Origin of the sequence: Trinickia sp., assembly GCF_051961175.1 — a bacterium.
GTDB lineage: Bacteria > Pseudomonadota > Gammaproteobacteria > Burkholderiales > Burkholderiaceae > Trinickia.
On sequence record NZ_JBQCDN010000186.1, the window covers coordinates 1 to 24,620 of the forward strand.

At 62.6% G+C, this 24,620-nt stretch carries 19 protein-coding genes; 10 read left to right on the top strand and 9 right to left on the bottom strand.

Annotation, left to right across the window (positions count from 1 at the left end; translation table 11 throughout):
* Window positions 1–352 (bottom strand): hypothetical protein (locus tag ACTHL0_RS10595; protein ID WP_440566684.1); only part of this gene is annotated, 352 nt, incomplete at its 3' end.
* A 421-nt stretch (window positions 353–773) separates the two neighbouring features.
* On the bottom strand, window positions 774–1,562 hold the full coding sequence (locus ACTHL0_RS10600; protein ID WP_440566685.1) for a response regulator transcription factor: 789 nt from the start codon (window positions 1,560–1,562) through the stop codon (window positions 774–776).
* A 457-nt stretch (window positions 1,563–2,019) separates the two neighbouring features.
* Between ACTHL0_RS10600 and ACTHL0_RS10605 the strand changes: the two genes are divergently transcribed.
* From ACTHL0_RS10605 to ACTHL0_RS10625, 5 genes are read left to right on the top strand one after another with little or no spacing between them, the layout of a single operon-like run.
* A complete protein-coding gene (locus tag ACTHL0_RS10605) occupies window positions 2,020–2,655 on the top strand; it encodes an RNA polymerase sigma factor (RefSeq protein ID WP_440566686.1) in 636 nt (211 codons plus the stop codon).
* On the top strand, window positions 2,652–3,317 hold the full coding sequence (locus ACTHL0_RS10610) for a hypothetical protein (RefSeq protein ID WP_440566687.1): 666 nt from the start codon (window positions 2,652–2,654) through the stop codon (window positions 3,315–3,317). Before ACTHL0_RS10605 ends, ACTHL0_RS10610 begins: the two co-directional genes overlap by 4 nt.
* Before the next feature lie 21 nt (window positions 3,318–3,338).
* Window positions 3,339–4,214 (top strand): substrate-binding periplasmic protein, encoded by an 876-nt coding sequence (locus ACTHL0_RS10615; RefSeq protein WP_440566688.1) that lies wholly within the window; start codon window positions 3,339–3,341, stop codon window positions 4,212–4,214.
* A 41-nt stretch (window positions 4,215–4,255) separates the two neighbouring features.
* Complete coding sequence (locus tag ACTHL0_RS10620; RefSeq protein WP_440566689.1) at window positions 4,256–6,193, top strand: histidine kinase; 1,938 nt, start codon at window positions 4,256–4,258, stop codon at window positions 6,191–6,193.
* Entirely contained in the window at window positions 6,168–6,800 is a 633-nt protein-coding gene (locus tag ACTHL0_RS10625) for a response regulator (RefSeq protein ID WP_440566690.1), read from the top strand. The genes ACTHL0_RS10620 and ACTHL0_RS10625 overlap by 26 nt, the downstream gene beginning before the upstream one ends.
* Window positions 6,801–6,860: 60 nt before the next feature.
* Here the strand turns inward: ACTHL0_RS10625 and ACTHL0_RS10630 are convergent, their stop codons facing one another.
* A complete protein-coding gene (locus ACTHL0_RS10630; protein ID WP_440566691.1) occupies window positions 6,861–7,085 on the bottom strand; it encodes a hypothetical protein in 225 nt (74 codons plus the stop codon).
* A 415-nt stretch (window positions 7,086–7,500) separates the two neighbouring features.
* Here ACTHL0_RS10630 and ACTHL0_RS10635 point away from each other — a divergent pair, with 415 nt between their 5' ends.
* Entirely contained in the window at window positions 7,501–8,418 is a 918-nt protein-coding gene (locus tag ACTHL0_RS10635; protein ID WP_440566692.1) for a hypothetical protein, read from the top strand.
* Here the strand turns inward: ACTHL0_RS10635 and ACTHL0_RS10640 are convergent.
* From ACTHL0_RS10640 to ACTHL0_RS10650, 3 genes are read right to left on the bottom strand one after another with little or no spacing between them, the layout of a single operon-like run.
* Complete coding sequence (locus tag ACTHL0_RS10640; RefSeq protein ID WP_440566693.1) at window positions 8,394–9,131, bottom strand: metal-dependent hydrolase; 738 nt, start codon at window positions 9,129–9,131, stop codon at window positions 8,394–8,396. The genes ACTHL0_RS10635 and ACTHL0_RS10640 overlap by 25 nt on opposite strands.
* Window positions 9,128–10,051, bottom strand: coding sequence for a fatty acid desaturase family protein (locus ACTHL0_RS10645; protein WP_440566694.1), 924 nt, complete (start codon window positions 10,049–10,051; stop codon window positions 9,128–9,130). The genes ACTHL0_RS10640 and ACTHL0_RS10645 overlap by 4 nt, the downstream gene beginning before the upstream one ends.
* An 11-nt stretch (window positions 10,052–10,062) precedes the next feature.
* Window positions 10,063–10,719, bottom strand: coding sequence for a hypothetical protein (locus ACTHL0_RS10650; protein ID WP_440566695.1), 657 nt, complete (start codon window positions 10,717–10,719; stop codon window positions 10,063–10,065).
* Between the two features lie 402 nt (window positions 10,720–11,121).
* On the opposite strand from ACTHL0_RS10650, the gene ACTHL0_RS10655 reads away from it, so the two are divergent.
* Window positions 11,122–15,108, top strand: a complete 3,987-nt coding sequence (locus ACTHL0_RS10655) for a type III effector protein (protein WP_440566696.1) — start codon at window positions 11,122–11,124, stop codon at window positions 15,106–15,108.
* A gap of 171 nt (window positions 15,109–15,279) precedes the next feature.
* Here ACTHL0_RS10655 and ACTHL0_RS10660 read toward each other — a convergent pair whose 3' ends face one another.
* Window positions 15,280–17,715, bottom strand: coding sequence for a hypothetical protein (locus tag ACTHL0_RS10660; RefSeq protein ID WP_440566697.1), 2,436 nt, complete (start codon window positions 17,713–17,715; stop codon window positions 15,280–15,282).
* Window positions 17,716–17,756: 41 nt separating this feature from the next.
* Window positions 17,757–19,307, bottom strand: a complete 1,551-nt coding sequence (locus tag ACTHL0_RS10665) for an SLC13 family permease (protein WP_440566698.1) — start codon at window positions 19,305–19,307, stop codon at window positions 17,757–17,759.
* A 179-nt stretch (window positions 19,308–19,486) separates the two neighbouring features.
* On the opposite strand from ACTHL0_RS10665, the gene ACTHL0_RS10670 reads away from it, so the two are divergent.
* A complete protein-coding gene (locus ACTHL0_RS10670) occupies window positions 19,487–20,227 on the top strand; it encodes a GntR family transcriptional regulator (RefSeq protein ID WP_440566699.1) in 741 nt (246 codons plus the stop codon).
* A 45-nt stretch (window positions 20,228–20,272) separates the two neighbouring features.
* Here ACTHL0_RS10670 and ACTHL0_RS10675 read toward each other — a convergent pair whose 3' ends face one another.
* Window positions 20,273–21,646 carry an MFS transporter gene (locus tag ACTHL0_RS10675; RefSeq protein WP_440566700.1) on the bottom strand — a complete coding sequence of 458 codons (1,374 nt, stop codon included), beginning with the start codon at window positions 21,644–21,646 and terminating at the stop codon, window positions 20,273–20,275.
* Between the two features lie 244 nt (window positions 21,647–21,890).
* Here ACTHL0_RS10675 and ACTHL0_RS10680 point away from each other — a divergent pair, with 244 nt between their 5' ends.
* Both ACTHL0_RS10680 and ACTHL0_RS10685 read left to right on the top strand, forming a co-directional pair.
* Window positions 21,891–23,441 (top strand): methyl-accepting chemotaxis protein, encoded by a 1,551-nt coding sequence (locus ACTHL0_RS10680; protein ID WP_440566701.1) that lies wholly within the window; start codon window positions 21,891–21,893, stop codon window positions 23,439–23,441.
* A 71-nt stretch (window positions 23,442–23,512) separates the two neighbouring features.
* The gene (locus ACTHL0_RS10685) at window positions 23,513–24,607 is read left to right on the top strand and encodes a lactonase family protein (protein ID WP_440566702.1); all 1,095 of its coding nucleotides are present in this window, start codon (window positions 23,513–23,515) and stop codon (window positions 24,605–24,607) included.
* Window positions 24,608–24,620 lie beyond the last annotated feature (13 nt).

The following is a 24,620-nucleotide window of genomic DNA, read 5'->3' on the forward strand; positions in this document are numbered from 1 at the left end:
CGCCGGCATCGGCCGGACCACCGGCGCCCGTGGGGCCGCCTGCGTCCGACGGGCCGCCGGCCGACGGCGCACCGCCACCGCCACCGCCGGCCGGGGCACCGCCACCGCCGGCCGGGGCACCGCCGCCGCCCGCGGGCGCGCCGCCGCCACCACCGCCGCCCTTCGTGTCCATGCCGGTTTGCGCGTTCTGTTTTTGAATGGCCTGTTGCAGCAGGTCCTCGATCATCTGCAGCACTTCAGCCAGAATTTGCTCGAGTTGTTGCGCCGGGTTATTGCTGCTCGACGACGACGAGTTCGAAAAGTCGAGCGAGTTCAGGCTGGTGCCGAATGAGTTGTCGATCGATACGCTCATGAATAGCCTCGTGACATAAATAGGGGGGTCGCACTGCCGTGAAGCAGTGCCTTGAATGTTTCGCCGCGCGACGAAGCACCTGGGCGCATTCCAACCGGAACGTGGCGGCATGGCGCATCGCTCGGATTCGACGATACGCGGCTGCGAAGGGGCCGGCCGCGCTTGCCGGCGAACTACACGGGACGTCGGCGAAACGAATTGACGCTATCGGCGATATCGATGGATCGACGTCATCCATAAGCAAGCGTTAAGGATCGCCCGCTATCATCGCTGGCCGTGTCACCGGCTTCGCAATGGAGGTCAATCGGATGGGAGGCGGAATTGAGTGCATCGATCGTCAAAAATCGACGATCGATGCGGGAATACACTGAAGGGGGAAAGGCAGGCGCGAAAGCGAAAGGAAAGACAGGCCGCTTTAAAGTTACGCGACCTTCATGGCGGATGACGTGCGGCTCATCGAAATGTCGGCAGGCGTTGGGGCGCGGCGCAAAGCCTCGGCCGGAACCGGTACTTCATCCGGCGCCGCCTCGGATGTGCACAGATCGAGCTTGTAGCCGAGCGCATAGACGGTCTTCAGCGTGGCGCCCGCGCTGCCGCATTGGCGCAACTTTCTCCGCAACTTATAGACATGTTGTTCGATCGACCGGCCGGCAATGTCTTCACACGAGCCCCAGACGCTGCTCGCGATCTGCGCGCGGCTCAAGAATTTTCCGGGGCTGGAGAAAAACAGCCAAGCCATGGCGAACTCGCGTGGTGTCATCGGGATTTCCTCGCCGTTGATTTCCAGCGTGCCCACGTCGCGCCGCAATGTATAGGGGCCGAGCGAAATGACATCGTCGCGATGTTCCCGCGTGCGGCGCTGCAACGCAACATGCACGCGCAGCCGCACTTGTTCGAGATCGAACCGGCTGGCCACATCGGTTGCACCCGCGTTGATCCATCGCAACATCGCAGACCAGTTCGAAAAAGGCGTCAACACGATGACGGGCGTCGACAGGTCAGCGTTGCAATTGCGCCAGGAAAGCAGTGAATTGACGAGCATGGAATTGTTCTTCGCATCGATCAGCACGGCGTCGAATGCGGTCGTGCGCATCGTGCGGAACAACGCCAGCTCGGCGTTGAACGCGTCGAGCTCGATGGCCTCCTCGGCGAAGCAGGCCGAGAGGCTGGCAGTCAGTTGGGAATCGTCGGTAACAAGAGCGAATCGCACTTTATTCTCCAATCAGCGCGCATCGTCGACGTGAAGCGTCACGTGCACTAACGGCGTCGCCGCTGCGCCTTTCGCATCGGCGTCGTCCAACCGGACGGTGAAACTCCTGTTCGTCTATGACAGTCGTTTCGTTCTTAAGGAACGCTCGCTTGATTTTGCGAAGTCATTCCACCACGACATCGACCGGTGAGGTCTTGTCGTCCGTTAGTGCTGAGTATCGCGCGGAAGGATGCGGAAGGTTGTGACGCCTCAAAAAACGCCACCACCGACATCCCTACGCGGCACAATGTGCAGGGCGTGGGTTTGAGCCGCGCCCCGTGTGTGCGATGTCAGGATGTCCTTACGAAGGATTCCGCGTTATCTGACTCAGAAGGGCATGCGGGTGACGGCAAAGTGAAGCGTGCATCGAAACGATGCAGAGACGTTGCAACTTTTTTCTCGCGGGCGGGTACCTACGGTGAAATATCGAAACGGGCTGATTCAGAACTGCATGTTGCCGATTGTCGAACCCACCGCAGGGCATGCGCGGCCTGCGGCCTCGCGCAGCAACGACGCGGACGATGCTGCGTTGCTGCAGCGCATCGTCGCGCGCGACAAGGCTGCGCTGGCGGCGCTCTACCGCGAATACCACCGGCGGCTGGTCCGCTTCCTCGTTCGCTTTACGCGCCGCGAGGATTTGATCGAGGAAGTGATCAACGACACTTTTCTCGTCGTCTGGCAGAAGGCGTATGAGTTCAAGGCCCAAGCGCGGGTCTCTACCTGGATCATGGGTATCGCTTACCGCGTGACGCTGAAGGCTTTGCGACAGGGGCACTTGCCGTTCGAGCCTTTGGCAATCGAGCATGACGCGGTCGCGAGCGAACCCACGATCGATCATGAACTGATCGACTGGCTCAGCAAAGGAATGACACGGCTGACGCCCGAGCAGCGTCTGGTCATGGAAATGGCCTACGTCATGGGTCATTCGCTCGAAGAGATCGCCGAGATGACGAATTCACCGATGAGTACGGTGAAAGCACGAATGTTTCACGCTCGCGTGAAGCTGCGCAACGTAATGCCGGCGCTGGCCGGGTTTGCAGAGGACAACGAGTGAAAAATCCTTCTATCGACGACGGCAGCCAGCGTGTTCATCTGCGGGTGTGGGATCTGCTGCCATGGATCGTCAATGGAACCGCTTCCGAATCGGTGCGCCGCGATGTCGACGCGCATGTGAGCGAGTGTGTGCATTGTCGAGAAGAACTCGTCCGCCAGCAGCGCGTGCATGCGGCCGTGAATGCCGATGCCGACGCGGACGTGACGTTGCCGGTCGAACGGGGGCTCAAAAAACTCCTCGAAAGCGTGGACGCGCACGAGCAGCAAACGGCCCGGTATGCTCGCCCGGGCAAGATGGGGCGCAGCCGTTGGGCGTGGGTTGCATGCGGCCTGGCCGCTATGGTGCTGCTTGAAGCAGGTGGCCTCGTCGGCCTGAGCACATCCCCGCGCGGCGGCACCTATCACACGCTGTCCTCTCCCGATGCGGGATTGCCGCAGGCGGCGATCCGCCTCGTCGTGGATCCGTCGATGACGGCCAACCAACTGCAGGCGTTGCTCGTGCCGCTGCATCTACAGATCGTGGCGGGCCCGAATGAAGACGGTGTCTATTCACTCGGCGTGCTCGGCCGCGGCCATGACATCGAGAAGGACACCGCGGCATTGCGCGCGGCGCCGGGCGTGCGCTTCGTCGAGCCCGCCGGTGCCGCCCGCAATGCGCAATGATCCGCGGTGTGCGCGTTTGCCATGAAGTGCTTACGCACCCTCATCGCGATCATGGCCACGGCAGTCGCTCTCGGGTTCGTTGCCGCGCCGGCGTGCGCGGAGCATTTCGACATCGTCTATCCGCGCGCGGCGAATGGGGGCGATCCGAGGCCCGTCTTCGTGATGGCTGTGCTCGATCTCGCGATGCGCGAAGCGCACGCGGAGTACACCATTCACGAGTCGGGCGACGTCATGCAGCGTGAGCGAGCCATCCGCGAGTTGGCGGCCGGCAAAGCGATCAATCTCGGCTGGTTCAGCATGTCGGCTGCGGACGAGGCGCGTTTGCGGCCCGTTCATATTCCTGTCTATCGTGGGTTGATCGGCTATCGCGTCCTGCTGATTCGCAAGGATCGCCAGCCCGAGTTCGACAAGATCGATACGCTCGATCAACTGAGAGCGCTGACGGGCGGTCAGGGCTTGGGCTGGGTCGATGCGGGCGTGCTTCGCGATGCGGGCTTGCATGTCGATATGGCGACCTACGATTCGCTGTTCCGAATGACGGAGGCCGGCCGCATCGATTATTTTCCGCGCGGCGTGGTTGAAGCGTGGAACGAATTGAAGGCGCGGCACGCGGAGACGCCCGATCTTGCCGTCGAGCGCCATTTGTTGCTCCTTTACCGTTCCGACCTGATCTTCTACACGAGCAAGCACGACGAACGGCTCGCGCGAACGATCGAGGCGGGATTGCGCGCTGCCTATCGGGACGGATCGTACATGCGGCTGTTCGATTCGCAGCCCTGCATCCAACATGCGATCGAGCAGGCCCGGCTTGCTCATCGGACCGTGATCTATCTCGACAATCGCTATTTGTCGGAGGCTGATCGTGACATTCCCAGCGAATACTGGATGCCCCAATGATGCGGTGGCAGCGCGAGCGCGACGCTTTTTCTGACGCGAATATGAAATCGAACGGAGCGGTGTCCGGCCGGCGCCCGATCGAGCGCTTGCGCGACAGCGTCGTGTTGCGGCTGTTCGTCATCGTCTTTGTCTTCAGTTGCGCTGTCACGGTTGCGCTGACGGCGGTGCAACTCTATTGCGAGTATGTGCGTGGCGTGGCTCGCGTGCAGGATCAGCTGGGCGAGGTCGATCGCATCTACCGCGGCTCTTTGGCCGAAGCGCTGTGGCGGCTCGATCAAGCGCAGGTGTCGCTGGAACTCGAAGGGATGCTGCGGCTGGCCGATATCAGTGCGGTGCAGGTGCGCGAATCGGGTAATGACCCGCTCGTGGTGTCGGCCGGCCATCTCGCCCACGGGGCGGCCGTCATCTCGCGCGATTTTCCGATCATGCGCGAAGTGCAGGGCGCCCAACGGATGATCGGCACGCTGCACGTCGAGGCGACGCTCGGCGATCTGTATCGTTCGCTCGCGAATACGGCCGCGCTGATCCTCGTGAATCAGGCTGCCAATACGTTTCTCGTGGCGCTGTTCATCACTTGGCTGCTGAATCGGCTCGTGACGCGGCACCTGGCGGCGATTGCGCGCGCCGTCGCGCGGTACGATCATCGAGAACTGCCGATGCCATTGCGACTCGATCGCCGGGACCGGATTGCTCCCGATGAACTCGATCGCGTGGTGTCGGCAATCAACGCGATGGCCGCACGCGTCTATCGCGCCTATCTCGACGAGCGCTACGCCTCGGCCGAACGTCAGGCGCGGTACGCGGCCGAAGCCGCGCGCGACGAACTCGAATTGCGCGTGGCGCGCCGCACGGAGCAACTCGCGCGCGCAAACGACGAACTGCGGCAGCAGATCGCCGAGCGCGAACGTGCGCAAGCTCAATTGGCGCTCAGCGAAGCGCGATTGCGCGAAATCGTCGAAGTGAGCCCCGTTCCGCTTTCCATTGGATCGGTGGCCGAGCCGCGCGTGCTCTACGCGAACGAGCAATGGCTGGAGTTGTTCGGCGTCACAGAATCCGAGTTGCCGCATGTTCGGCTCGACGAGTTCTACCTGGAGCCGGACGGGCGGTGCCAGTTGCTGGAACGTGCTCGGCAGGGCGGCAAGGTGACCGATACGGAGGTGCCGGTGCGCCGGCTCGATGGGGCCCCGTTCTGGGCGACAATCTCGGCGCGGCTGGCGAGGTTTCAGGACGAGCCCGCGATTTATGTCGGCTACCATGACGTAACGGAGCGCAAGCGCATGGAGCAGGAACTGCTCGAATCGCGCGAGCAGCTGCGTCAGCTCAGTGCTCATATGGAAGCCATCCGCGAGGAGGAGCGCAAGCGCATCGCACTCGAGATTCATGATGAACTGGGGCAATTGCTGACCGCGCTGAAGATGGATGTATCGTTGCTCAAGATGCGCCTGGTTGGTCAGCCGGATCTCGTGAAAAAAGTCATCGCCATGCGCGATCTCGTCGAGCAGACGATGTTGATGGTGCGCAACGTCGCCAATCACCTGCGTCCGGCCGCGCTAAACTTCGGGCTGGTGTCGGCGCTCGAATGGCTGACCGAGGATTTTGGCAAACGAACGGGAATGGTTTGCCAACTCGTGCTGAATGCCGACGAGCCCGAACTCAGCGATGCCCATGCGACGGCCTTGTTCCGCGTCGTGCAGGAATCGATGACGAACGTCGCGCGTCACGCGCGCGCCACGCGTGTGCACGTGACGATGATGCGCGACGAGGGCGGGCTGGTCTTGAACGTGAGCGACAATGGCTGCGGCTTCGATCCGGCGGCCTCCAAGCGTGGCTCGTACGGATTGCTTGGCATGTTTGAACGGGCACGGCTTATTGGGGCGTCGCTGCAGATAGACAGTGTCATGGGCTCCGGGACGGTGGTGTCCATTAGTATCCCCGTGGAAAACGGAAATGAAGATGATCAAGATTCTAATCGCGGATGACCATGCAGTGGTCCGCAGCGGATTAAAACAAATCGTGGCGACAGCTGCCGATATGGCAGTGATCGATGAGGCCGCGAGCGGCGCAGACGTCCTGAGCAAGCTGCGCGGCGCCGAAGTCGATCTGCTGATGCTCGACATCACGATGCCGGGGATTTCCGGGGTCGATTTGATTCGCCGCGTACACGGCGAATACTCGGAGATGCCCATCCTGATCTTGAGCATCCACAACGAGCCGCAAGTCGTGTCGCGCGCCCGGCGCGCGGGCGCGAGCGGCTACGTCACGAAGGACAGCGATCCCGAGGTATTGCTGGCGGCCGTTAGAAAACTGGTAACGGGCGGGCGTTTCATCGATCCGACGCTGGTCGATGCGGTGGTGTTCGAGCGGCATTCTTCCGATTTGCCGCCGCACGAAATCTTGTCCGATCGGGAATTTGAAGTGCTGCGTATGCTCGCAAGCGGGCGCAGCGTCAACGACATCGCGGAAGCGTTTGCACTGAGCGCGAAGACGATCAGCACACATAAGCGGCGTTTGATGCAGAAGCTCGGCGTCAGTAACAACGCCGATCTATTCCGCTATTCGATCCGTCATGGTCTTGCGGCGCAGTGAGCGCATTGCGTAGGACCGTTTGATGACGAGCCGGCACGTCGTGCCGGCTCGCTTCGAGCTTCAATGCAGTGTGCCGAACAGGGCGTCGACGCCGTCGCCGGGTGTCAGGCCTACCTTGAAATACGATTCGAGGCGTTCCGCCGTTGGCAGATCGAGTTCGAATGTCGAGTAAATGTGGCCTTCCATCAAGGCACGGTCATACCAGTCGAGCATCCATTGCCGCAATGCCAGCTCGTGCTCCGGCAGCCCCTGTGCATCGGGGTCGAGGATCGAGACGTTCATCATCGAAGTGCTCCTTTATTCCGATTGTTAAGCTGCGAATCCCACTATCACGGGTCACGCGATAGTGGGGCGTGTTTGCTCGAAGGTTTATGCTACGCGAGTACAGGCCCCGGCTCGATAGAAACAAGCGCATAGTAACGGTAGGAATGGCTTGTTTTTGTTGTAGGGATTTTCTGGCCAATGATAGGCGAAGCGGATGCTCAGCGACAGGGGCGTTGTTGCAACAATTGTGACATTGTGACAAGTTGGTTGTCCTAAGCGATGGATTCGGCGGCAGGCATCGATATTTCGCTCGGTGGCCCGTGTTGTCGCTTCTCGATATGCGGGATGTTCGCTGCATCGATTAAGGTACCGTGAACGTAGGCGCTGCGCGATTGCTGCGCCCGCACGGTGTCTTCCAAGGCCGCACGAGCGAATCATGCCCCCCAAGATTGGATCATCCACTGCGCCGATTGGCGAACATTTCCCCGCCGGGGGCAACGACGGCAAACCCGGTTCGGCTGCTTCGCCGCCGCTATCGGCACGCGCTGGGTTGCGCGGCAACGAGGTGTTGCGAGGGGCGCTTGCACAAAGGACGGGCACCGGTGCCGGGCCCGCATCAGCCGGTGCTACCGGGTTGCGTCGCTCGAATTCGACGAGTCGTCTTGCCGACTTTTCGCGTGCGGTGCTCGAGCGGCAGACATCATTGCCGACGACATCGAGAGCGCGGTTGCAAGCGGGTAGCCTGCTCGCTTCGCGCGATATCGAGCATCCGGCTGAAAACCCACCTGCGTCCGATGCAACGCCCGCGAAGCACGGCTTGAAGCCAGGGGTATCGACGGCGGCATCGTTATCGCCATCGTCATCGTCATCGAAGCCGAATCCCGCGCCGCAACAAGACGCTCAATCGGCGCCGGCTCCCCATGCGCCCGCCGCGTCGGCCGCGCCCGCACCGGCGTATGGCTATCCGGTTCATTCTCCGTACTTACCTGCGCCGGCTTATCGAACCCATCAGTTCGGCGCGCATCGCCCGATAGGATTTTCATACGGACACGGTAGAGACGCACTCGGCGGCACGCACGCGCACGTCGGCTTTCATTATTTCGGACGGCACCATACGTTCCGCTTCAGCGTATCGGATTCGATGACTTCGTTTTTGAAGGGGTTCAGCAGTGGCTTACTGAGGCCCGTCGTCTATCATGCACCGCCTTCGACGAGCTATGCGGGCTATGGCGCGTACGCATCGCCCTATGTCGGCCATCACTTTTACGGCGGCGGGTATGCGGGCCATCATCCCTATGCAATCGCATATCCGGCACCGTACGCCATGGGCTACCCGGCCGGCGCCAGCAGATAGCGGCACCAGCCTCGCGTCATGCGCAGGAGCGACGGCACGGCGCCGATAGCAAACCGCACTGCGTCGGCGAGCATGGCCGTGCGGCTGGCCCCCGCGCGGATATCGCTGCGGCATAGGGCGAAGGTATAGCGCAGCACGTCGGTGGCCAGGTACGCCGTGGCGAGCAGCAGGGCGAGCATCAGGCGGCCGCGGCCGATACCGGCGCACGCAGCGGCGTCAATGGCAACATCGCGATGCCCGAGTTCTTCTCGCGCGTGCCAGTGCCATAGCCTGCTCGGCCGCGATTCGTCGTCGACGATCAAGTACGCGTGCGAGCCGATCTCCTCCGCGAGCACCGTCGTCAGATGCTCGAACGCGGCCACCAGCGCGAGTTGCATCGGCAAACCGAGCCTCGTCAGTTCGTCGGTCACTCGGCTCGCGCGCTGCGCGACGGCTGCCATCGCCGGGCGTTCGGCCGCGAGCGATTCGTTATAGCGCTCGTGTGCTTGCCGGTGAGCGGTCTCTTCTCGAATGAATCGATCGATTTCGGCATGGAGTGCGGTATCGGCCGGGAGGGCAGATCGAGCGCGCCACTTTTCGAGCGTATCGATAAGAAAGGCTTCGCCGGGCGGCAGCAGGAGCGAGAGTGCATCGAAAAACCGGCTGCGCACGCAAGTGCGATTCCAGTACCGGGGACGATCGGGAAGACTGCTCGCATCGACGGAGTGCGTCATGCGCGGCCCCTTGGTCGGGATGGCTGTGCGGCTGTCGTTCCGGCCAGCGTGCCATGCTCGGTCAGCCAGAGCCGGGGGCCGCCGGCAAGCCAGCGGCGAACAAACGTCATATATCCGATCGGTCTTGCGGTCGGGTCTTCGTTGAGGCGGCGCGGCGCCTGGAACCACGGCGATCCCGGTTCGCGATGATGAACCCGGTGCAGCGTTCGATGCAGCGTCATCCAGCCGAGGCAGAGCGGTAACACGATGTCGTAGGTGATGGATCCCGGCTCGCGCCGGTTCGACGCTGGGGCGATGGAAGTGTCGTAATGTTCGGCCTGAGTCAGCATGAAATCGAACCACGCGAAGAGGGCAAGCGGGATCAGATAAGCGAACGCGATGGTCCTGGGCGCATAGTACAACCCGATCCCCACGAGCGCAGCGAATGCGGCCATCCAGACGAACGCCGCGTTGCGCAGCCTGCGCTTGGACGGAGGAACCATCGGGCAGCCCGTTCGGCCGATATGCCATGCCACCCAAGGCAATTCGAGCGGCGCCAGCAGCCAGATCCAGCGCGTGCGCCAACTGAGCGCATAGAGCTTGCCTTCCGGATCGGCTTCGGTGCAGGTGGCGTGATGGTGCGCGAGGTGAAAATAGCGATAGGCGACGAAGTTCACGCCGAACAGCGCGGCGAAGGCGATGCCGATCGTATCGTTGAGATGCCGGTTGCCGATGAAGGTACCGTGCACGCTCAGATGCTTGGCTTCCTGGCAGCCGAGTATCAGCCATGCCTGAAGCAGCACGAGCGGGCAGACGAGCCACGTATTCGACGTGGCGGCGATGGCGACGGCGACGGTATTCGTCAGGACTGCGGCCAGAAAAAGCGCGCTCGGCCAATCGCTGTGCCTTCGACGAGCGGACGGTCGAATCCTTGCATGCATGGCCATTTCGCTCAAAGCAAACCCGCGAGCGGCTGCGTGACGCGCCGTAAGGAAGGCAGCGGCATGGCGGACCACAGGGGGTTCAAGATGGAGAGAGGAATCGTGCCGCGCAGAAGGACGCCGTAATCGAGTGAGCGTTCATGCGGGAAGTAGTTTGCCTTGACGGCGACGATCTTCGAAAACCCGCGCGATCGGTAGTAGCGCAGTTGCGGGTCAAGCGGGAGCCCGGCACGCTGTGCCTGGACGTAGTCTTCGACGCGCCCTTCGGGGTGTTCGGCCAGCCAATCGCGCAGTCCCGGGACGGGGGAGCCGAGATAGATATGGCGCCAGCCGCGTTTCAGGGCATAAGGCCAAAAGAATTTCAACAACGCGCTTACACCGGCTTGATCGCGGCTCGTGAGGCTAACGCCGAACAACGTCGAACTCCTGTGCGGTGCCGGCAGCAATGTGCAGTCCTGCCAAGTCAGCTCGCGGCGATAAAAATCGTCGGCCACGGGACGCATGAACAGCGAGGCGAGCAGACGATCGGAGCGCGCGCAAAAGGCACCGACGGCCAGATCCGGATGCGCCTCGATGCGCGCGCGAAGCTGCGCTTGGCAAGCGGCCTGGAGGTCGTTCCATTTCTCGCGTTCGAGATCGAGCAGGGCGGGCAGGTCACTGAGGTTCAAAAAACGCGCTTGGACGCGCGCCTGTTCGAGCGGGCGAGAGGTGAATGCAGGGGCGAGAGGTCGAGCGGGATACATAAGAATTTTTTAGTCGCCATTCCCAAAAGAGGTTGAGAAAAGCCAGATCGGCGGATCGGCGCACATTTCGCCGCATTCGTATGTCGTGTTCGTGACAAGCCGTGAGATGAATCGAAGCGCTGCCGCTTGGGGAAAAGCGAAATGGGCGAATGGGATCGGTTCTATTTGATCGTTGTTAATACGTTCGCCGCTTGATGCGCTATTTCGCCGCTCGTTGGCGATAGCGAAGCGCGATGCGCCGAAAATCGGCTGTCATCAAAAGAAGCCCTTTTAAAACGATCAACTAGGGTGCGTCGCAGACACCGACCGCGCCGATGGAGCAGAGCCATGAGACGTGTAAGCGGAAGCGGGGCATCGTCGGTGCCCGTTACGTCAGAAACCCCGAACACTGAGAACACCGCACCGCCGCAGGCATCCGCAACGGCGAACTCCGGCGCGCGGGCGAAATCGAAGATGCCTGGGGCATTGCGCGATCTCGCCGACAAGTTCACTGGGCGCGCGCAAACGGCCAGGGTGAAGGATCTTCCCGACGCCGAACTCCAGACGGCGCTTGCGGACCCTAACTACGGGGGCGGGCGTACCACGCGCGCGTTAGTGCGCGAGGCGGCGCGGCGAGAGCGCAGGCGCGCTGTGCCGGATGCCCTCACGCAGACCCGCCCGGGTCAGGTCCGGCCGGTGCAGGCTTCGCCGCAGCAGCCCGAGCTCACGCAAGCGGCGGCTCTGCGCAAGACATCGGTGTTGCCGGACCGGGTTCGCGAAACGCTCGATCGTGTGACTGCAAAAGCGCAAACCGCGGAGATCGCAGCAATGCCTGACGACGTGCTCGCTTCGCAGTTGGCCCACGCGGGCTTGCTGTCCGGGCGCGCCTTTCGCGCCGCACAGCGTGAAGCGGTGCGGCGCGAACGGGCTTTAATCACGACAGGGCAATTCGCGGAGGCTGGCGGCGCCTCCGGGGTGCGCGCCCCTTTGCCGCAAGGCTCCGTCGTCGATGTGGAGACCGGCGAGATAAACAATGCCCATCTTCGCGAGCTGGCGAATGGGTTGATCAGCCGGATGCCGCCGATTCCCGATGACATAGCGGCGCAGCATCCGACGGCCGCGAAGCTTCACGGCAAACTCGTGGAGGCGCTCGAAGGGATCAACGCCGCCGCGGCCGACGATACACGGTTGAGTCCTGGCGAGCAGGGGCTGGCCGTTCGCGACCGCTTTGCCAGAGCGTCGAAAGTGGCAACCACGTTGGCCGGCTACCTCGACCGCGAACGCGTTGCCGGAAGCGGAGACCGGCGCGAGGCCAAGGCCTATTATCTGATCGCGGGCCTGTTCACCGAACTCAAACGCACTCATTTGAGCATGGCCGCGGCGGCCCTGGTGGACGACTACGCAGCGCGCGAGGTCGCCAAGCTGGAACGTGTGGCACCGGGTATCAGCCATGGGGTTTCGGGGCCCAACGTCGCGACGAACACGGGCGGCAGCTTGAGCTATACGCACAGTATCGGGAACGCGTCGATCAGCGGCTCGGCCGGCCGCACCATCTTCTCCGACGACGATCGGGACATCGACTTCTGGACGTCGTACAGCGTCGCCCTGAAGGGCGGCATCGGCGGCAAGATCAAGAAATGGGCGGCCAGCTTGACGGGCCAAGCCGCTTTCTCCGGCGGCGGTACCTACCTCGAGCACGACGATTTGAAACAACTCGTCAAACTCATTGCGAACCACGACGCAAATCAATCGTGGATCACTTCCGCTGGCCCGAAAACCCGCAAGCTCGTGCACGGTTGGGAGAGTTTCCGCGCCGGCGCCTCGCGTCTGCTGGGCCGCAACTACGTGCAGGCGACGAAGACACCTTACTTCGCCGCCGACGAGAAACTGCAAAAGGGCTTCAATGGCGTCAAGACAGCGCTTCTTGCGATGACGCTCGACGAGCATCTGCCCGGCACGTCGTTCTCCGCACTCATGGAGAAGGCGTATCCGGCCATCGGCGACACGCTGCGCGAGCGCGTCGGGAACGGACAGCCGTTGCCGCCTGCTACGCGCGCCGATGTGCCGGATTCCGTTGCGTATGCCGACCGTCGCGTCGCATTCCGGGAATACACGCTTGGCGTCGAGGGCGATCTCGGCAATCAAACGAAAGGTGGAACGGCGCTTGAAGCGGGTGCCACGTTCAGCTTCGTCGGCAAGGGTGACCTGCTTCAGTTCTTCGTCGAAACGGCGAACGCGCCACACCAATTGCTGGACCCGGGGTATCACAAAGATTTGAAGGCGACACTCGGCCTGCATCGCAAGCTCGATGAATTGTCGGCCGAGACGCCGCCGCCCGAGCTTCATCTCTACGCGGCCATGCAGCGCCACCTGGGTGGCACGCAGGCATTGGGCCAGCTGTCGGCGGCAGACCGCCTTTTGTACGGCGACGAGGCGTCGATCCCGGCGCAGTTTCACGAAGCCATTGCCCATCCGAGCCCCGAGCATCTCGAGCGCGCGGCTGAGCAGGCGTCGCGCCTCGAAGCGATGTACTTGAACTTCGTCGAGGACGGCGCGCAAATCTTGGCGAAGCCCGACAAGTTCATGCCGAGCGGGGCACGCTCGCTGTTGAACAGCGCCCGTTCGGAGGCATTCGCGCGGTTGAACGAGGAAGTGTGGAACGGACAATATGACGAAGCCAAAGCGCTGGCGAATCCCGAAGAGTTCGTCGCGCGCACACACGCCGCATTGAGCCTTGGCCTGGGCGTCGTCGGCACGCATATCGGCATCGTGAAGGAGCGGCTGGCGCAGAACCCCGATCCGAGCCATGCCGATTCGATCATGAACGCTGATCTTGCCTATTCGAAAACGCGTGAGCTGTTCGACAAGCTCTATCTGCCGATGAAGAAATACGATGTGCAGAAGGGCGGCCCGCTCAAGGACAAAGCGGTATGGCAGCGCTGGGATGCCTTGGTCCGACTTCAGGCTTCGGGCGGCGCGCTATCCAGCATCCTCAACGCGATCGTAGGACGTTGGCATAAGTCGCTCGCCCCAGTCAGTATCAGCAACGAAGCGGGTGAGGTTACCCTCACCGCGGAAGCGAAGTTCCTCAATGCGGACCGTCAAATCAACCCGAGCCGCGTCGGCAAATTCTGGCAGATCACGTTGACCGCGCAGGCCGGTGCGCCGCTGGCTGGGCTGGCGGTGCAAAAGGCGGTGTACGAAGCAGTGAAAAAGCTGAACTCGGCACTGGCCACCGACGAACCGAAGATCGATCCGCAAGAAGCGCTGCGTCAGGTGCAGGGGCTCGTGCTGGACACCACGGACGGCACCAGTATTGTGATGAAGTTCCGGCAGGCGCCGGGTGCGAAGGTGTCGTCGACGGATCTGCAGTACATGCGTGTGCTGACTGATAACAATTCGGGCTTGAATGCATCGATTACGGTGCCGACGCATGTGGGCGCGTTCACGCCCGGCATCTCGCACACCGATTCGGCGCAGGGATTCCAGGGCGAGGTCATTGGCCCGGATCTGAGCTATCTGATGCTGCAGCATCCGAAGCTGACCGCTTTGCTCGAGAGGCGGGGCAGCGAAGTACCGGCCCGGTTCAAGCGACTGCTCGACGCGAATCCGCGCGTACGCGACGGCTATTTCGGCACGTCGACGACGATCGTCGAGACCGTCTCGCGTTACGCGGATTTCTTGAGCGCCAAGGCTCGGGCAACGGAACGAGGCATGCCGCTCGAAGAGATGCCGATGAGCAACGAATTTGTCCGCTACTACGCGCGGGCTCCGTTTGACCGGGTTGCCCAGGTCTCCCGGCACGTGCAAAGTCACGCGCCAGGTTCGACGGTTGCGGGTGCTCAACTGTTCGAGACTGCGGCACCGCTTTCACAAGACGTGGATATTCCGGGCATCGATCTCGAGAGGGCGAAGGCGGACCTGGGCAAGATGAAGACGGTTCAGGAGCGCGTCGAGTACTTCGCGAACGAAGGGCGGCCGTTGCTCGACGCGTTTGTGGCGATCGTCTCGAATACGCGGGCGATCAATTCCGCCGCGATGTTCCATACCGAAGCCCGCAATATCGGCATCAAAACGGGGCTGCGCGACGAGAAGAAACTGCGGGCGCAAAGTGGCGGCATGCGGGGGACAGGCCAGGGGCAGGCATCGAATGTCGATCTGAACAATACGACGCCGCCGACTCAGACGCCGCCTCCGCCTCTGCCTTCCGTTGAGGCCGTGCCCACGCTGTCGGACAAAGCACTCGGGACCCTCGCGATGGCGCTCCAGTCCGGGGAGCCCTCGGCACTGAGCGATGCTGTCACAGCAGAGCAGCGCCGCCGTCTGTTCGGTTAGCCTTAAGAGCAGGTAGGGTAGGGAGCAGGGGAGTAGGGCCCGTCGAAGCCGCCGCTTGGCGATTTCGACGGGAATCGAGCGTCAGCAGCGTGCGCAGGCGTCGATAGGGAGGCGCGCGGCCTCCCGATGTCGATCGATGTCGTTCAATGTCGATACGCGCTATCGGCGCCATCACCCGAACGTAATGAACTGAGCCGACGACCACACTTTGCTGTCGTCCCGCTGCCGGCCGAAAAAGTACACAGGGCGGAAGCCGAACGGTCCGTTTTTCGCATCGATCTCGACGCTGCCGGAAAGATCGACAGGCAGCGGCTTATCGGTCAAACGTTCGACCGCGACGAACAGCTCCGTGCCACCGAGTGCATACGTGGCGCTGCCCTGTGCCAGCAGTTCGGCGCCGCTGATCTCGAAGTGAAACGCCGGTGCATGCGCAAACGGATTGCCCGCGAGCGGGTCGCCGACTTTCACGAAGCCATCGATCGTGCCTTCGATCACGATCTTCGCTGTCGCGAGATGGCTTACGTTAATCTCGATGCTGTCCGCGTCGCCATAAGTGTCGCTTCGGAACTCGATATCGGTCGCACCGGTGCGCCACGCGGATTCCTCGATGTGTTCGAAACCATGCGAACCAAAGTCATGGATCGTGGCGTTGACAATGCGAATGCGCCCGCGCCAGGCCGCCCATCGATATCGGTCGCGAATGCGTGCGCCGCCCCAGCGTACCCGGATCAGAGGCGCGGCATAGCCGAGCTCTTCGTGCAGGTTGCGTTCCCAAATCAGGCCAGTGTGGTCGTACGCGGCTACATACTCCCAGCCAGCCCGTCCGAGTAGACGGTAGTCGATGGTGGCAGGACCGCTCTGCGCGAACGCGTCGCCTTGCCAGTGATCGCCGCTGCGCACGAGCAGTGCGCTGTGTTCGCCGGTCGTCGCCCAGGTATGGCGTGCGCGTAGCGCGCGGCCGACAGTGCTTCGGTCGAGCGACGCAGCGAGCACGCCCGTCAGCCCCCCGTGCACGCCGAAGACCTGTGCTCCGGGCGCACCGCCGCCGGGGCGTCCGCGGTGTTCGTCGCCGCTCGCGGCGACGCCAAGCTGATAGCCGCGCGCGATGACGTCCTGATAGAGCCAACCGAAATGGCCCCACGTCGAGGCGATCTCGACGAGCCGTTCCAGTTTCGGATGATGCCAGTCGGGAATGTAGCGTCGGCCGCCCACATGCGGAATGACAAGGTGGTGCTCCGCATCGTCGACATAGGCGTCCCACAACTCTTCGACGGGCCAGCGGCCGAGTTCGACCGCCTTGTCTTTCATGTCCTCGTTCCACACCAACGTGCGGTTGTGCTCGCCGCGCGCGTTATAGGGAAAGCCGGGGCGCTCGTCGCCGAGAAACACGACATTGTGATCGCCGCCCGCCGTCGAGCTGCCGCACCATTCCTGAACGGGATAGACGACGAAGCGGCCCGGCTCGTTGAACTGCTCGACCGTGTCGACACCGAGCTGCCAGTTTGCGTCGGTGATCTGAAAGTCGTTGGCTGTATAGCCGAGCACGTCGATACCACCGATATCGCGTGCGTATTGCGCGTTGTAGGCGGGACTGTTTGTGCCGACCGTATCGTGCGCGTGCACGTGCAGGTCCGCATAGAGTGAGCGCGGCGCGGGCAGTGCGGCGTCGATGGTCAGATGGGCTTCGGCGGCGCGGATGTCGGGCCGGGTGGGGACATCGGCCACGATGCGCAAGGTGCCTTGATCTGTCGGCAAGTCGTCAAGCGCGAGCGTGGCGAAGCCCGAAGCGGGCACGCTATGGTCGCGCCGATAGATCGGCTCATCGCGTTCATTACGGGCGATGACTCGCACCACCGCCGTCTGCGCGTTCGTGCTTGTGCCGATACGGGTACCGAGGTCGCGGCAGGCATTGCCCCAGTGGTCCTGCAACGAGAGCCGAAACGGCGCGCGTTCGCCGGGATGGACGAAGCGCGGCCCGTGCAGCAAGACGTGCGACGGCTCCCCCGCGTGGATGTCGATCGAGACATCGCCCGGCACGGCGACAAACCGCGACGTGCCCAATGGATCCACATAGAGGCGGAAGCGGAAATCGTCTTCGACAAAGGTCTGGATGCGCGTGCCGGGGCCGCGCCGGCGGTCGCCCAGCCGGATCACGATATGATCGCCCGCGTTCAGATACCCGTCGACGATATCGACGATCACGGCTTTTTGATAGGGCCGTTCGTGGCCCTTCTGATCGAACCGGACGCTGAGCGACTGAACCGTGGCCGGACTTTGGCCCGGTGCCAGCGGGGCTGCATGATATTCGGCACTGATGTAGTTCGCGGCGCTTGGGTCGCTCGTCTGGAACAGCGCCCAGTCGGAATAGAACTTGAAGGCGGCCTTGAGCCATCCGCCGTCGGCGATGCCCGATGAACCCACCTCGTAATCGAGTATGACTTCAGCCCAGCTGCCGGCTTCCAGGCGCGATACATTGCATCGCACGCTGCCGGCGAACGGCCGTTGCTTCATGTCTTCGTAGAGTCCGGCGGGGGCGACGTGAGCACCCAGGCGCTCACGCATGGCACGCGCGCGGGCGTGCAGATCGGTTTGTTTCGTGTCGCTCATATCGGGAACTCAAAGGATGCTGCGGAACAGGGAAGGCGTGATCAATGCGCGAAAGGCCAGGGCGCCGATCCATCCCAGACGGGAAGACCCATGAACGCGTACCACGGTGCGATCACGCATAGCCCATAAAGGATGGCGATCAGCACGGATACGCTGCCGACCTTGGCGTAGTCTGCCGTCGTGAATGTGCCGCTGCTGTAGGCGATCACGCCTGCCGTGATTTGCGTGGGCAAGAGGTAGGCGAAGCTGTCGGTGTCGCTGATCAGCATCGTGAAGGCGACCGGATGCAGCCCGAGCCGGGGCGCAAGGGCCAGCGCGATCGGGGCGATCATTGTCACCGCGGCAACGTTCGACAACATGCCGATGCGGATGATGTGCGTGCCGAGCATGACGATGCCGATGGCGAGCCACCAGCCGTGGCCATGCGCGACGAGGTAGATGTGCTCCGCGGCCCATCGTGCGAGGCCGGACGAACTGATTGCGGATGAGAGCGACAGTGCGCCCGCAAGCAGAAACAGCGTCCCCCAGATGGTGCGTTGCTCGACCTCGGCCCAGCCGAACCGCAGAACGCCGGGGGCGAAGAGTGCGGCGAGCGCGAGCAGCGCGACGATCTCCGAAGACAGATGGTGAAGCGGCTCCGTCGCCCACAAGATGGCGACGCCCGCGAACAAGGCGAGAACAGTCCAGTCATTGCGCGAGGCCGGGGGCAGGGTGCTTCGCATGGCCGCGAGCGCCGCTCTGCCGCCTGGAATCTGCACGGCGCGCGAACGGAAATAGTATTGAACCCAGCATTGCGTGATCGCAAACATGCCCAGATAAGGCCATTGGAGTTTGAACCACGTCATATACGAGATGTGGATCCCCAACTGCGTTTGCAGCAGGCCGGCAACGACCATGTTCGGCAGATGCGCCGTGAGAATGCACATGCCGCTGATCATCGCGCCGTATACCAGTGTTTGAATCACGATGGCTTTTTTCGCGGCTTGTTCGCGAGGCGACTGGCCGAACAATTGCACGATGCCGTTGGCGACAGGCAGCAGCGTGGCCGAACGCGCGTTGGCCGCCGGCACGACAATCGATAGCACCAGGTTCACGACGAACATGGCCCAGATCACACCGTTCGCCGTTCCTACCTTGAGCCAGTCGAGCAGCGTCAGGGCAATGCGCCGGTCCAATCCGCTCGCTTGCATGATCGCCGAAAAGAGGAACGCCGCAAGGCACAGAAATACGACCGGTGCGGCGAAGCCGCTCGCCGCGCTGGAGAATGTCGGACTGGCGTGAGAGAGCGTCAGCAATAGCGGGAGCAGGATGCCGCTCACACCGACCGGAATGGCTTCCGTCACCCAGACGATCGCCACCCAGGCGACCACGGCGAGCGTAGCCTTGCCGGTTGGGCTGAGTCCGGCTGGCGCCGGCATGAACCAGGCGATCGCGAAGAAGGCGATCCATGCCGCCGCGAAGCCCACGCGGGCGCGTAACAGCGCGGCCGGTGTGCGCGCTCCGCGATGCACACGGATGGCACGCTCGGATGTATTGCCGATGTCGAGCGACGGATGTTCGCGCGACAGCGCGTCTAACGTTTTTTCTGTCACGATGATGATTGTTGGCGTTCGTCGTTTGTGTCGTTTTGTTCGTTTGAGCCGATGTCGCGCAAAGGCACCGTCCGAAACGGCATAATACGTATTAATACAAGTTGAGTTATCCAATTGGTTTTCATATCGATATGACGGATCGCGCGGAAGGCTTTCTGCGACGGAAACGGGAAGCACCGATGACACTGCAGCGAGAAAACGCCACGTCGCTCTACGAGCAAATCGCGACGGCACTGCGGCAAGAAATCCAGCAAGGCCGATTCGCGCCGACGGGCAAGTTGCCGTCGGAGGCGGAACTGAGCGATCGCTTCGCAGTGAGCCGCGTGACTGTGCGGCTGGCGCTGGGGCGGCTGGTGGATGAGCGCGTCGTGGAGCGCAAGCAGGGTAAGGGGACGTTCGTGAAGCAGCAACGGCTGCGGCACCGGCTCGACGTGCTGCGCGGCTTTTACGACTCACTGGCGCAGCAGGGCGCGCGAGCGGGTATGGAACTGCTTCGCATGGAGGAATGTGACGTGCCGCCGGGGTTGCAGGAAACGTTCGGCATTGAGGTTGCCCGCTGTCTCTATCTCGAACGTCTGCATTGCGTTGATGGCGCGCCGGTGGCACTCGCGCAGACCTGCATGTTGCCTGAGGCGCGTGTCATTTCTCGCGAGCAGGCGCAGGTGCTGCCATCGTACGAGATGCTTGAGAGGCTGCCGGGCTGGCATATTGTCGACGCGGACCTGTCGGTGACCGCGGTCGCGGCGGCGAGCGATATCGCCGCGTGTCTGAAGGTGCCGCCCCAATCACCGCTGCTGGTGTTGCGCCGTACGTCCCGGCTGACGGACGGGCGCGCTTGCGAGGCGACCGTGTTCCACATTCGGCCTGAACGGTTCGAACTCGTTGTTCGAAGCGAGCTTGAAGCGCGGCTGGTGGGATAACGGTCCGGGGGCTATCCGCTGAGTGCCGGCAGCGACGGCGCTGGTTCAGCTTTCCGGATGCCCCGATCCAGCCGGCGCCGGCGTCAACTCCACCCGCTTGATCTCCTTCACGATCACGAGATAGCTGGACACGGTGACGATCGCGTTGATGCCGACGAACGCGAGCGCGCCGTTGAAAGAATGCTGTGTCGCGACGAGGTAACCGATCACGATCGGCGTGACGATGCCCGCGATGTTACCGAACATGTTGAAGATCGACCCGGACAAGCCGATCGCTTCCTGCGGCGCGGTATCGGCAATCACGGCCCAGCCGAGCGCACCCAACCCCTTGCCGAAGAACGCCAGCGACATCAGCGCCACCACGATCCAATCGTTGTTCACGTAGTTGCAGCCGATGATGCATGACGAGAGCACCATGCCGCCGACGATCGGCACTTTGCGCGCGACAGTCAGCGAGCGGCCGGAGCGGATCAGCGCGTCCGATGCGATTCCACCCAGCACACCGCCGAGAAAACCGCAGATGGCCGGAAGCGATGCGATGAGGCCCGCCTTCAGGATCGTCATGTGCCGCGCCTGCACCAGATAGATCGGAAACCAGGTGAGGAAGAAGTAGGTGAGCACGTTGATGCAGTACTGCGCGAGATAAACGCCCAGCAGCATCCGGTTACCGAGCAACTGGCGCACGATGGTCCAGCTGGCGCCTTTGCGCTCGGCGGGCGTCGTCCGTCGATGGCCGTTCGCGAGGCCGCCGCCTTGCACGATGTGCTCAAGTTCCTCGCGATTCACGCGCGGATGATCGGCCGGATGCTTCATGGTCTTCAGCCAAACGCAGGCCAGCGCAAGACCGAGCGCGCCCATCACGACGTACACCTCATGCCATCCATAGGCGTGCGTGAGCCAGGCCATCAGCGGCGTGAAAATCACGGCTGCGAAATACTGCGCCGAATTGAACAGCGCCGATGCCGTGCCGCGCTCGTGAGCCGGAAACCACATCGCGACGACCTTTGCATTGGCCGGAAACGCGGGCGCTTCGGCTGCGCCCATCAAGAAACGCAGTGCAAACAGGGCCGCGATGGCAGCGCCCGCGCTGCCGAGCAGGCCGATAGAACTTTGCAGCAACGTGAAGGCGGACCACAGGACAATACTGCCCGCATAGACGCGCCGAGCGCCGAAGCGATCCAATATCCAGCCGGCCGGCACCTGCGAAAGAACGTAAGCCCAACTGAACGACGAAAAGATGTAGCCCATCCGGATGGCGTCCAATCCGAACTCGGAGCGTATTGCGGAACCCGTGACGGAAAGCGTCGCACGATCCGCGTAATTGAGCGTCGTGATGACGAAGATCAACGCAAGGATCAGGTAACGGACCTTGGTGCGCCTGGCGACGTCGGTGGGGGCTGCGGTGCGGCTCAAAGACATTTCACGGACCTTTTGTGCGAACGACGGCACGACGACTAATGTTGTCTGACATGCATATTACTTGTAAGATGCGATCGTAGCTGCCGCCTGGCGTGGAATCAACGCAAATCAGCGGGTGTCCGGGGGATTTAAGGGTAAACGTGAATTCATCAATCACCTGATGCGATAGACGATGGCGCCACATTGTTAGACAACATGGCGGCGAGCCGCACACACAAAAACACAAAATTCGGGATCGAACGCAATGCGCGACATGACGGTGCGGACCAGCCTGTTGGCGGTCCTGGTTCTTTTTGGCGCGATGATCGTGATCGGCGGGGTAGCGGGGGTGATGGCGCTGGCAGACGCGAATGCCAACGGCCAGCGCCTGCACGAAATCGCGCGCGAGACCATTCTCGTTAACGACGGATACAAGGAGACGACGCGTACGCGTTCCGCACTCGTGCGCGCCTACAGTGCGCTCAAGGAGCGCAACGATACGGCCACGCGCGATTCGGCGTTGCAAAGCGCCGGCCGGAGCTTTGAGCTCGCGGCGCGCGATACGGAGGCGCTGCGCAATGCGCCCGGCTTTGACGGCATGGACGAAGACCTGAGGCGCGAATTGATCGAATCGTCGGCGAACCTCGCTATGACGCTTGCGCGCGCGACCGACGCGCTACGTGGTGGCGATACGAGCGCGTACGTGGCCATCAACGATCGCGAGATCACCGCCGCGGGCGCGGCTTATTCGGTCAACGTCGAGAAATTTCAGCGGCTTGCGAACCAGCTTGCGGAAGCGACGCTTGCGCAAGGCAGCGCGCACTATCAATGGGTGAGGCGCCTCGTGGTTCTCGGGGTCGTGCTTGCGCTCGTGCTGATCGTCGGGACGCATTTCGCGTTGCAGCGTATCGTCTCGCGGCCGCTGGCCGATGCTTGCACCGTGCTCGATCGGATTGCATCGAACGATCTGACGGTGGACGTTCCCGCGGCAGGGCGAAACGAAATCGGTTTGCTGTTCGCCGCCATGCGCCGCATGCAGGCGGGCCTTGCGCACACGGTGGCCGGGGTGCGAGAAAGCTGCGACGCCATCCATGTCGCGGCACGCGAAATCGCGGTGGGCAATCTCGATCTGTCGAGCCGGACGGAGGAGCAATCGGCCTCGCTCGAAGAGACGGCAGCGAGCATGGAGGAGTTGACGTCGACGGTGAAGCAGAACTCGGAGAACGCCTCGCAGGCGAGCGTGATCGCAGCGGATGCGGCCGAACGCGCCCGGCGCGGCGGCGAGGTCGTGGAGCGCGCCGTGCAGACGATGAAAGAGATCAGCGTGAGCTCGCGCAAGATTGCCGATATCACCGGCATGATCGACAGCATTGCGTTTCAAACCAATATTCTCGCGCTCAATGCAGCGGTGGAATCGGCCCGGGCCGGCGAGCAGGGCCGCGGTTTTGCCGTGGTGGCCGGCGAGGTACGGACGCTCGCCCAGCGCAGCGCGAGCGCCGCACGTGAAATCAAAGCGCTGATCGGTAGATCGATCGACGACGTGCGCAGCGGAAATGAGTTTGTCGCTCAGGCGGGCGAGGCGATGGGCGAGATCGTCGATGCAGTGGGCAACGTCGCCGCGATCATGGCCGAGATCACCACAGCCACCGCCGAACAGAGCGTGGGGATCGAGCTGGTCGGGATGACCATCGGCCAGATGGATCAGGTCACTCAGCAGAACGCCGCGCTGGTGGAGCAGGCGGCTGCGGCGGCAAGCGCGCTCGAGCACCAGGCGCAATCGATGAAGGACGCGGTGTCCGTATTTCGCGTGGGCTGAGCAGCGAATACCGGTAGTCCAGCCTGAACGATCGAACGATCTGCAACGACAACGAGACAACAAGGAACGTGATGAACACAAAGGGGATTGTGCGCAGTCTGATGGGCGCTGTTTTCGGCGTGACGGCATCGGTCGCAGTGCACGCGGCCACGTACGTATACGTGTCCAATGCCGATAGCCGGGACATTTCCGTTTTTCGCGTCGACGCTCAAAGCGGCGCGCTCGCCAGCGTCGAGACCGTACCCGTGGGCGGCACAGTGATGCCGATGGCGCTTTCGCCCGACCATAACAAACTCTACGCGGCGCTGCGCTCCGAGCCCTACAGCGTGGTGACCTTCGCCATCAATCCGCTGGACGGCAGGCTGATCGAGCTCGGCCGCGCGCCGCTCGCGCAGAGCATGGCCTATATCTCGGTCGACGGGACAGGGCGTTATCTGCTGTCCGCGTCTTACGGCGGCAATCTGCTGGCCGTGAACCGGATCGGCGGCGATGGTGTGGCCGGCAATGTTCTGCAGACCGTGAAGACGGGGCCGATGGCGCATGCCATCCGCACGTCGGCCGATAACCACTATGCGTTCGCTTCGGTGCTTGGCGCCGACGCCTGGCTGCGACTCAAGTTCGACAGCAGCAACGGCGAACTGACCGAGGATGCCAACCCGGCGTATTCGCTGCCGAAAGGCTCGGGGCCGCGTCACTTTGTCTTTTCTCCCGATCGGCGTTTCGTTTATTTGATCGACGAATTGGACGGCAAGCTGCACGCGCTTGCATTCAACGCTTCGGGTGACACGGTCAAGCCGATCCAGACGATTTCGATCTTGCCTCCTGGCTTTGCGGGCAAGCCTTGGGGCGCGGACTTGCACTTGACGCCCGACGGCCGCTTCCTCTATACGTCGGAACGCACGTCGAGCACGTTGAGTGTCTACCGGGTGAGTACGGCCACCGGCGAACTTACTCGGGTGAACACGTATCCCACGGAAAAGCAGCCTCGGGGCTTCAACATCGCGCCGTCCGGAAAATACTTGTTCGCCGTGGGGCAGCTTTCACCGACGCTGAGCGCCTACCGCATCGATTCGAAGACAGGTGCGCTCGAGACGATCGGTCAGTACCCGGTGGGCAAAGGAGCGAACTGGATCGAAGTCGTGGATTTCGATGGGACGAACGACTAACGCCGCATCGAGC

Coding starts and splice junctions, on each gene's coding strand:
- ACTHL0_RS10640 (WP_440566693.1), bottom strand. CDS start 9,131: ATGACGCACTCCGTCGATGCGAGCAGTCTTCCCGATCGTCCCCGGTAC.
- ACTHL0_RS10620 (WP_440566689.1), top strand. CDS start 4,256: ATGAAATCGAACGGAGCGGTGTCCGGCCGGCGCCCGATCGAGCGCTTG.
- ACTHL0_RS10635 (WP_440566692.1), top strand. CDS start 7,501: ATGCCCCCCAAGATTGGATCATCCACTGCGCCGATTGGCGAACATTTC.
- ACTHL0_RS10615 (WP_440566688.1), top strand. CDS start 3,339: ATGAAGTGCTTACGCACCCTCATCGCGATCATGGCCACGGCAGTCGCT.
- ACTHL0_RS10680 (WP_440566701.1), top strand. CDS start 21,891: ATGCGCGACATGACGGTGCGGACCAGCCTGTTGGCGGTCCTGGTTCTT.
- ACTHL0_RS10660 (WP_440566697.1), bottom strand. CDS start 17,715: ATGAGCGACACGAAACAAACCGATCTGCACGCCCGCGCGCGTGCCATG.
- ACTHL0_RS10625 (WP_440566690.1), top strand. CDS start 6,168: ATGATCAAGATTCTAATCGCGGATGACCATGCAGTGGTCCGCAGCGGA.
- ACTHL0_RS10685 (WP_440566702.1), top strand. CDS start 23,513: ATGAACACAAAGGGGATTGTGCGCAGTCTGATGGGCGCTGTTTTCGGC.
- ACTHL0_RS10675 (WP_440566700.1), bottom strand. CDS start 21,646: ATGTCTTTGAGCCGCACCGCAGCCCCCACCGACGTCGCCAGGCGCACC.
- ACTHL0_RS10630 (WP_440566691.1), bottom strand. CDS start 7,085: ATGATGAACGTCTCGATCCTCGACCCCGATGCACAGGGGCTGCCGGAG.
- ACTHL0_RS10655 (WP_440566696.1), top strand. CDS start 11,122: ATGAGACGTGTAAGCGGAAGCGGGGCATCGTCGGTGCCCGTTACGTCA.
- ACTHL0_RS10645 (WP_440566694.1), bottom strand. CDS start 10,051: ATGCATGCAAGGATTCGACCGTCCGCTCGTCGAAGGCACAGCGATTGG.
- ACTHL0_RS10670 (WP_440566699.1), top strand. CDS start 19,487: ATGACACTGCAGCGAGAAAACGCCACGTCGCTCTACGAGCAAATCGCG.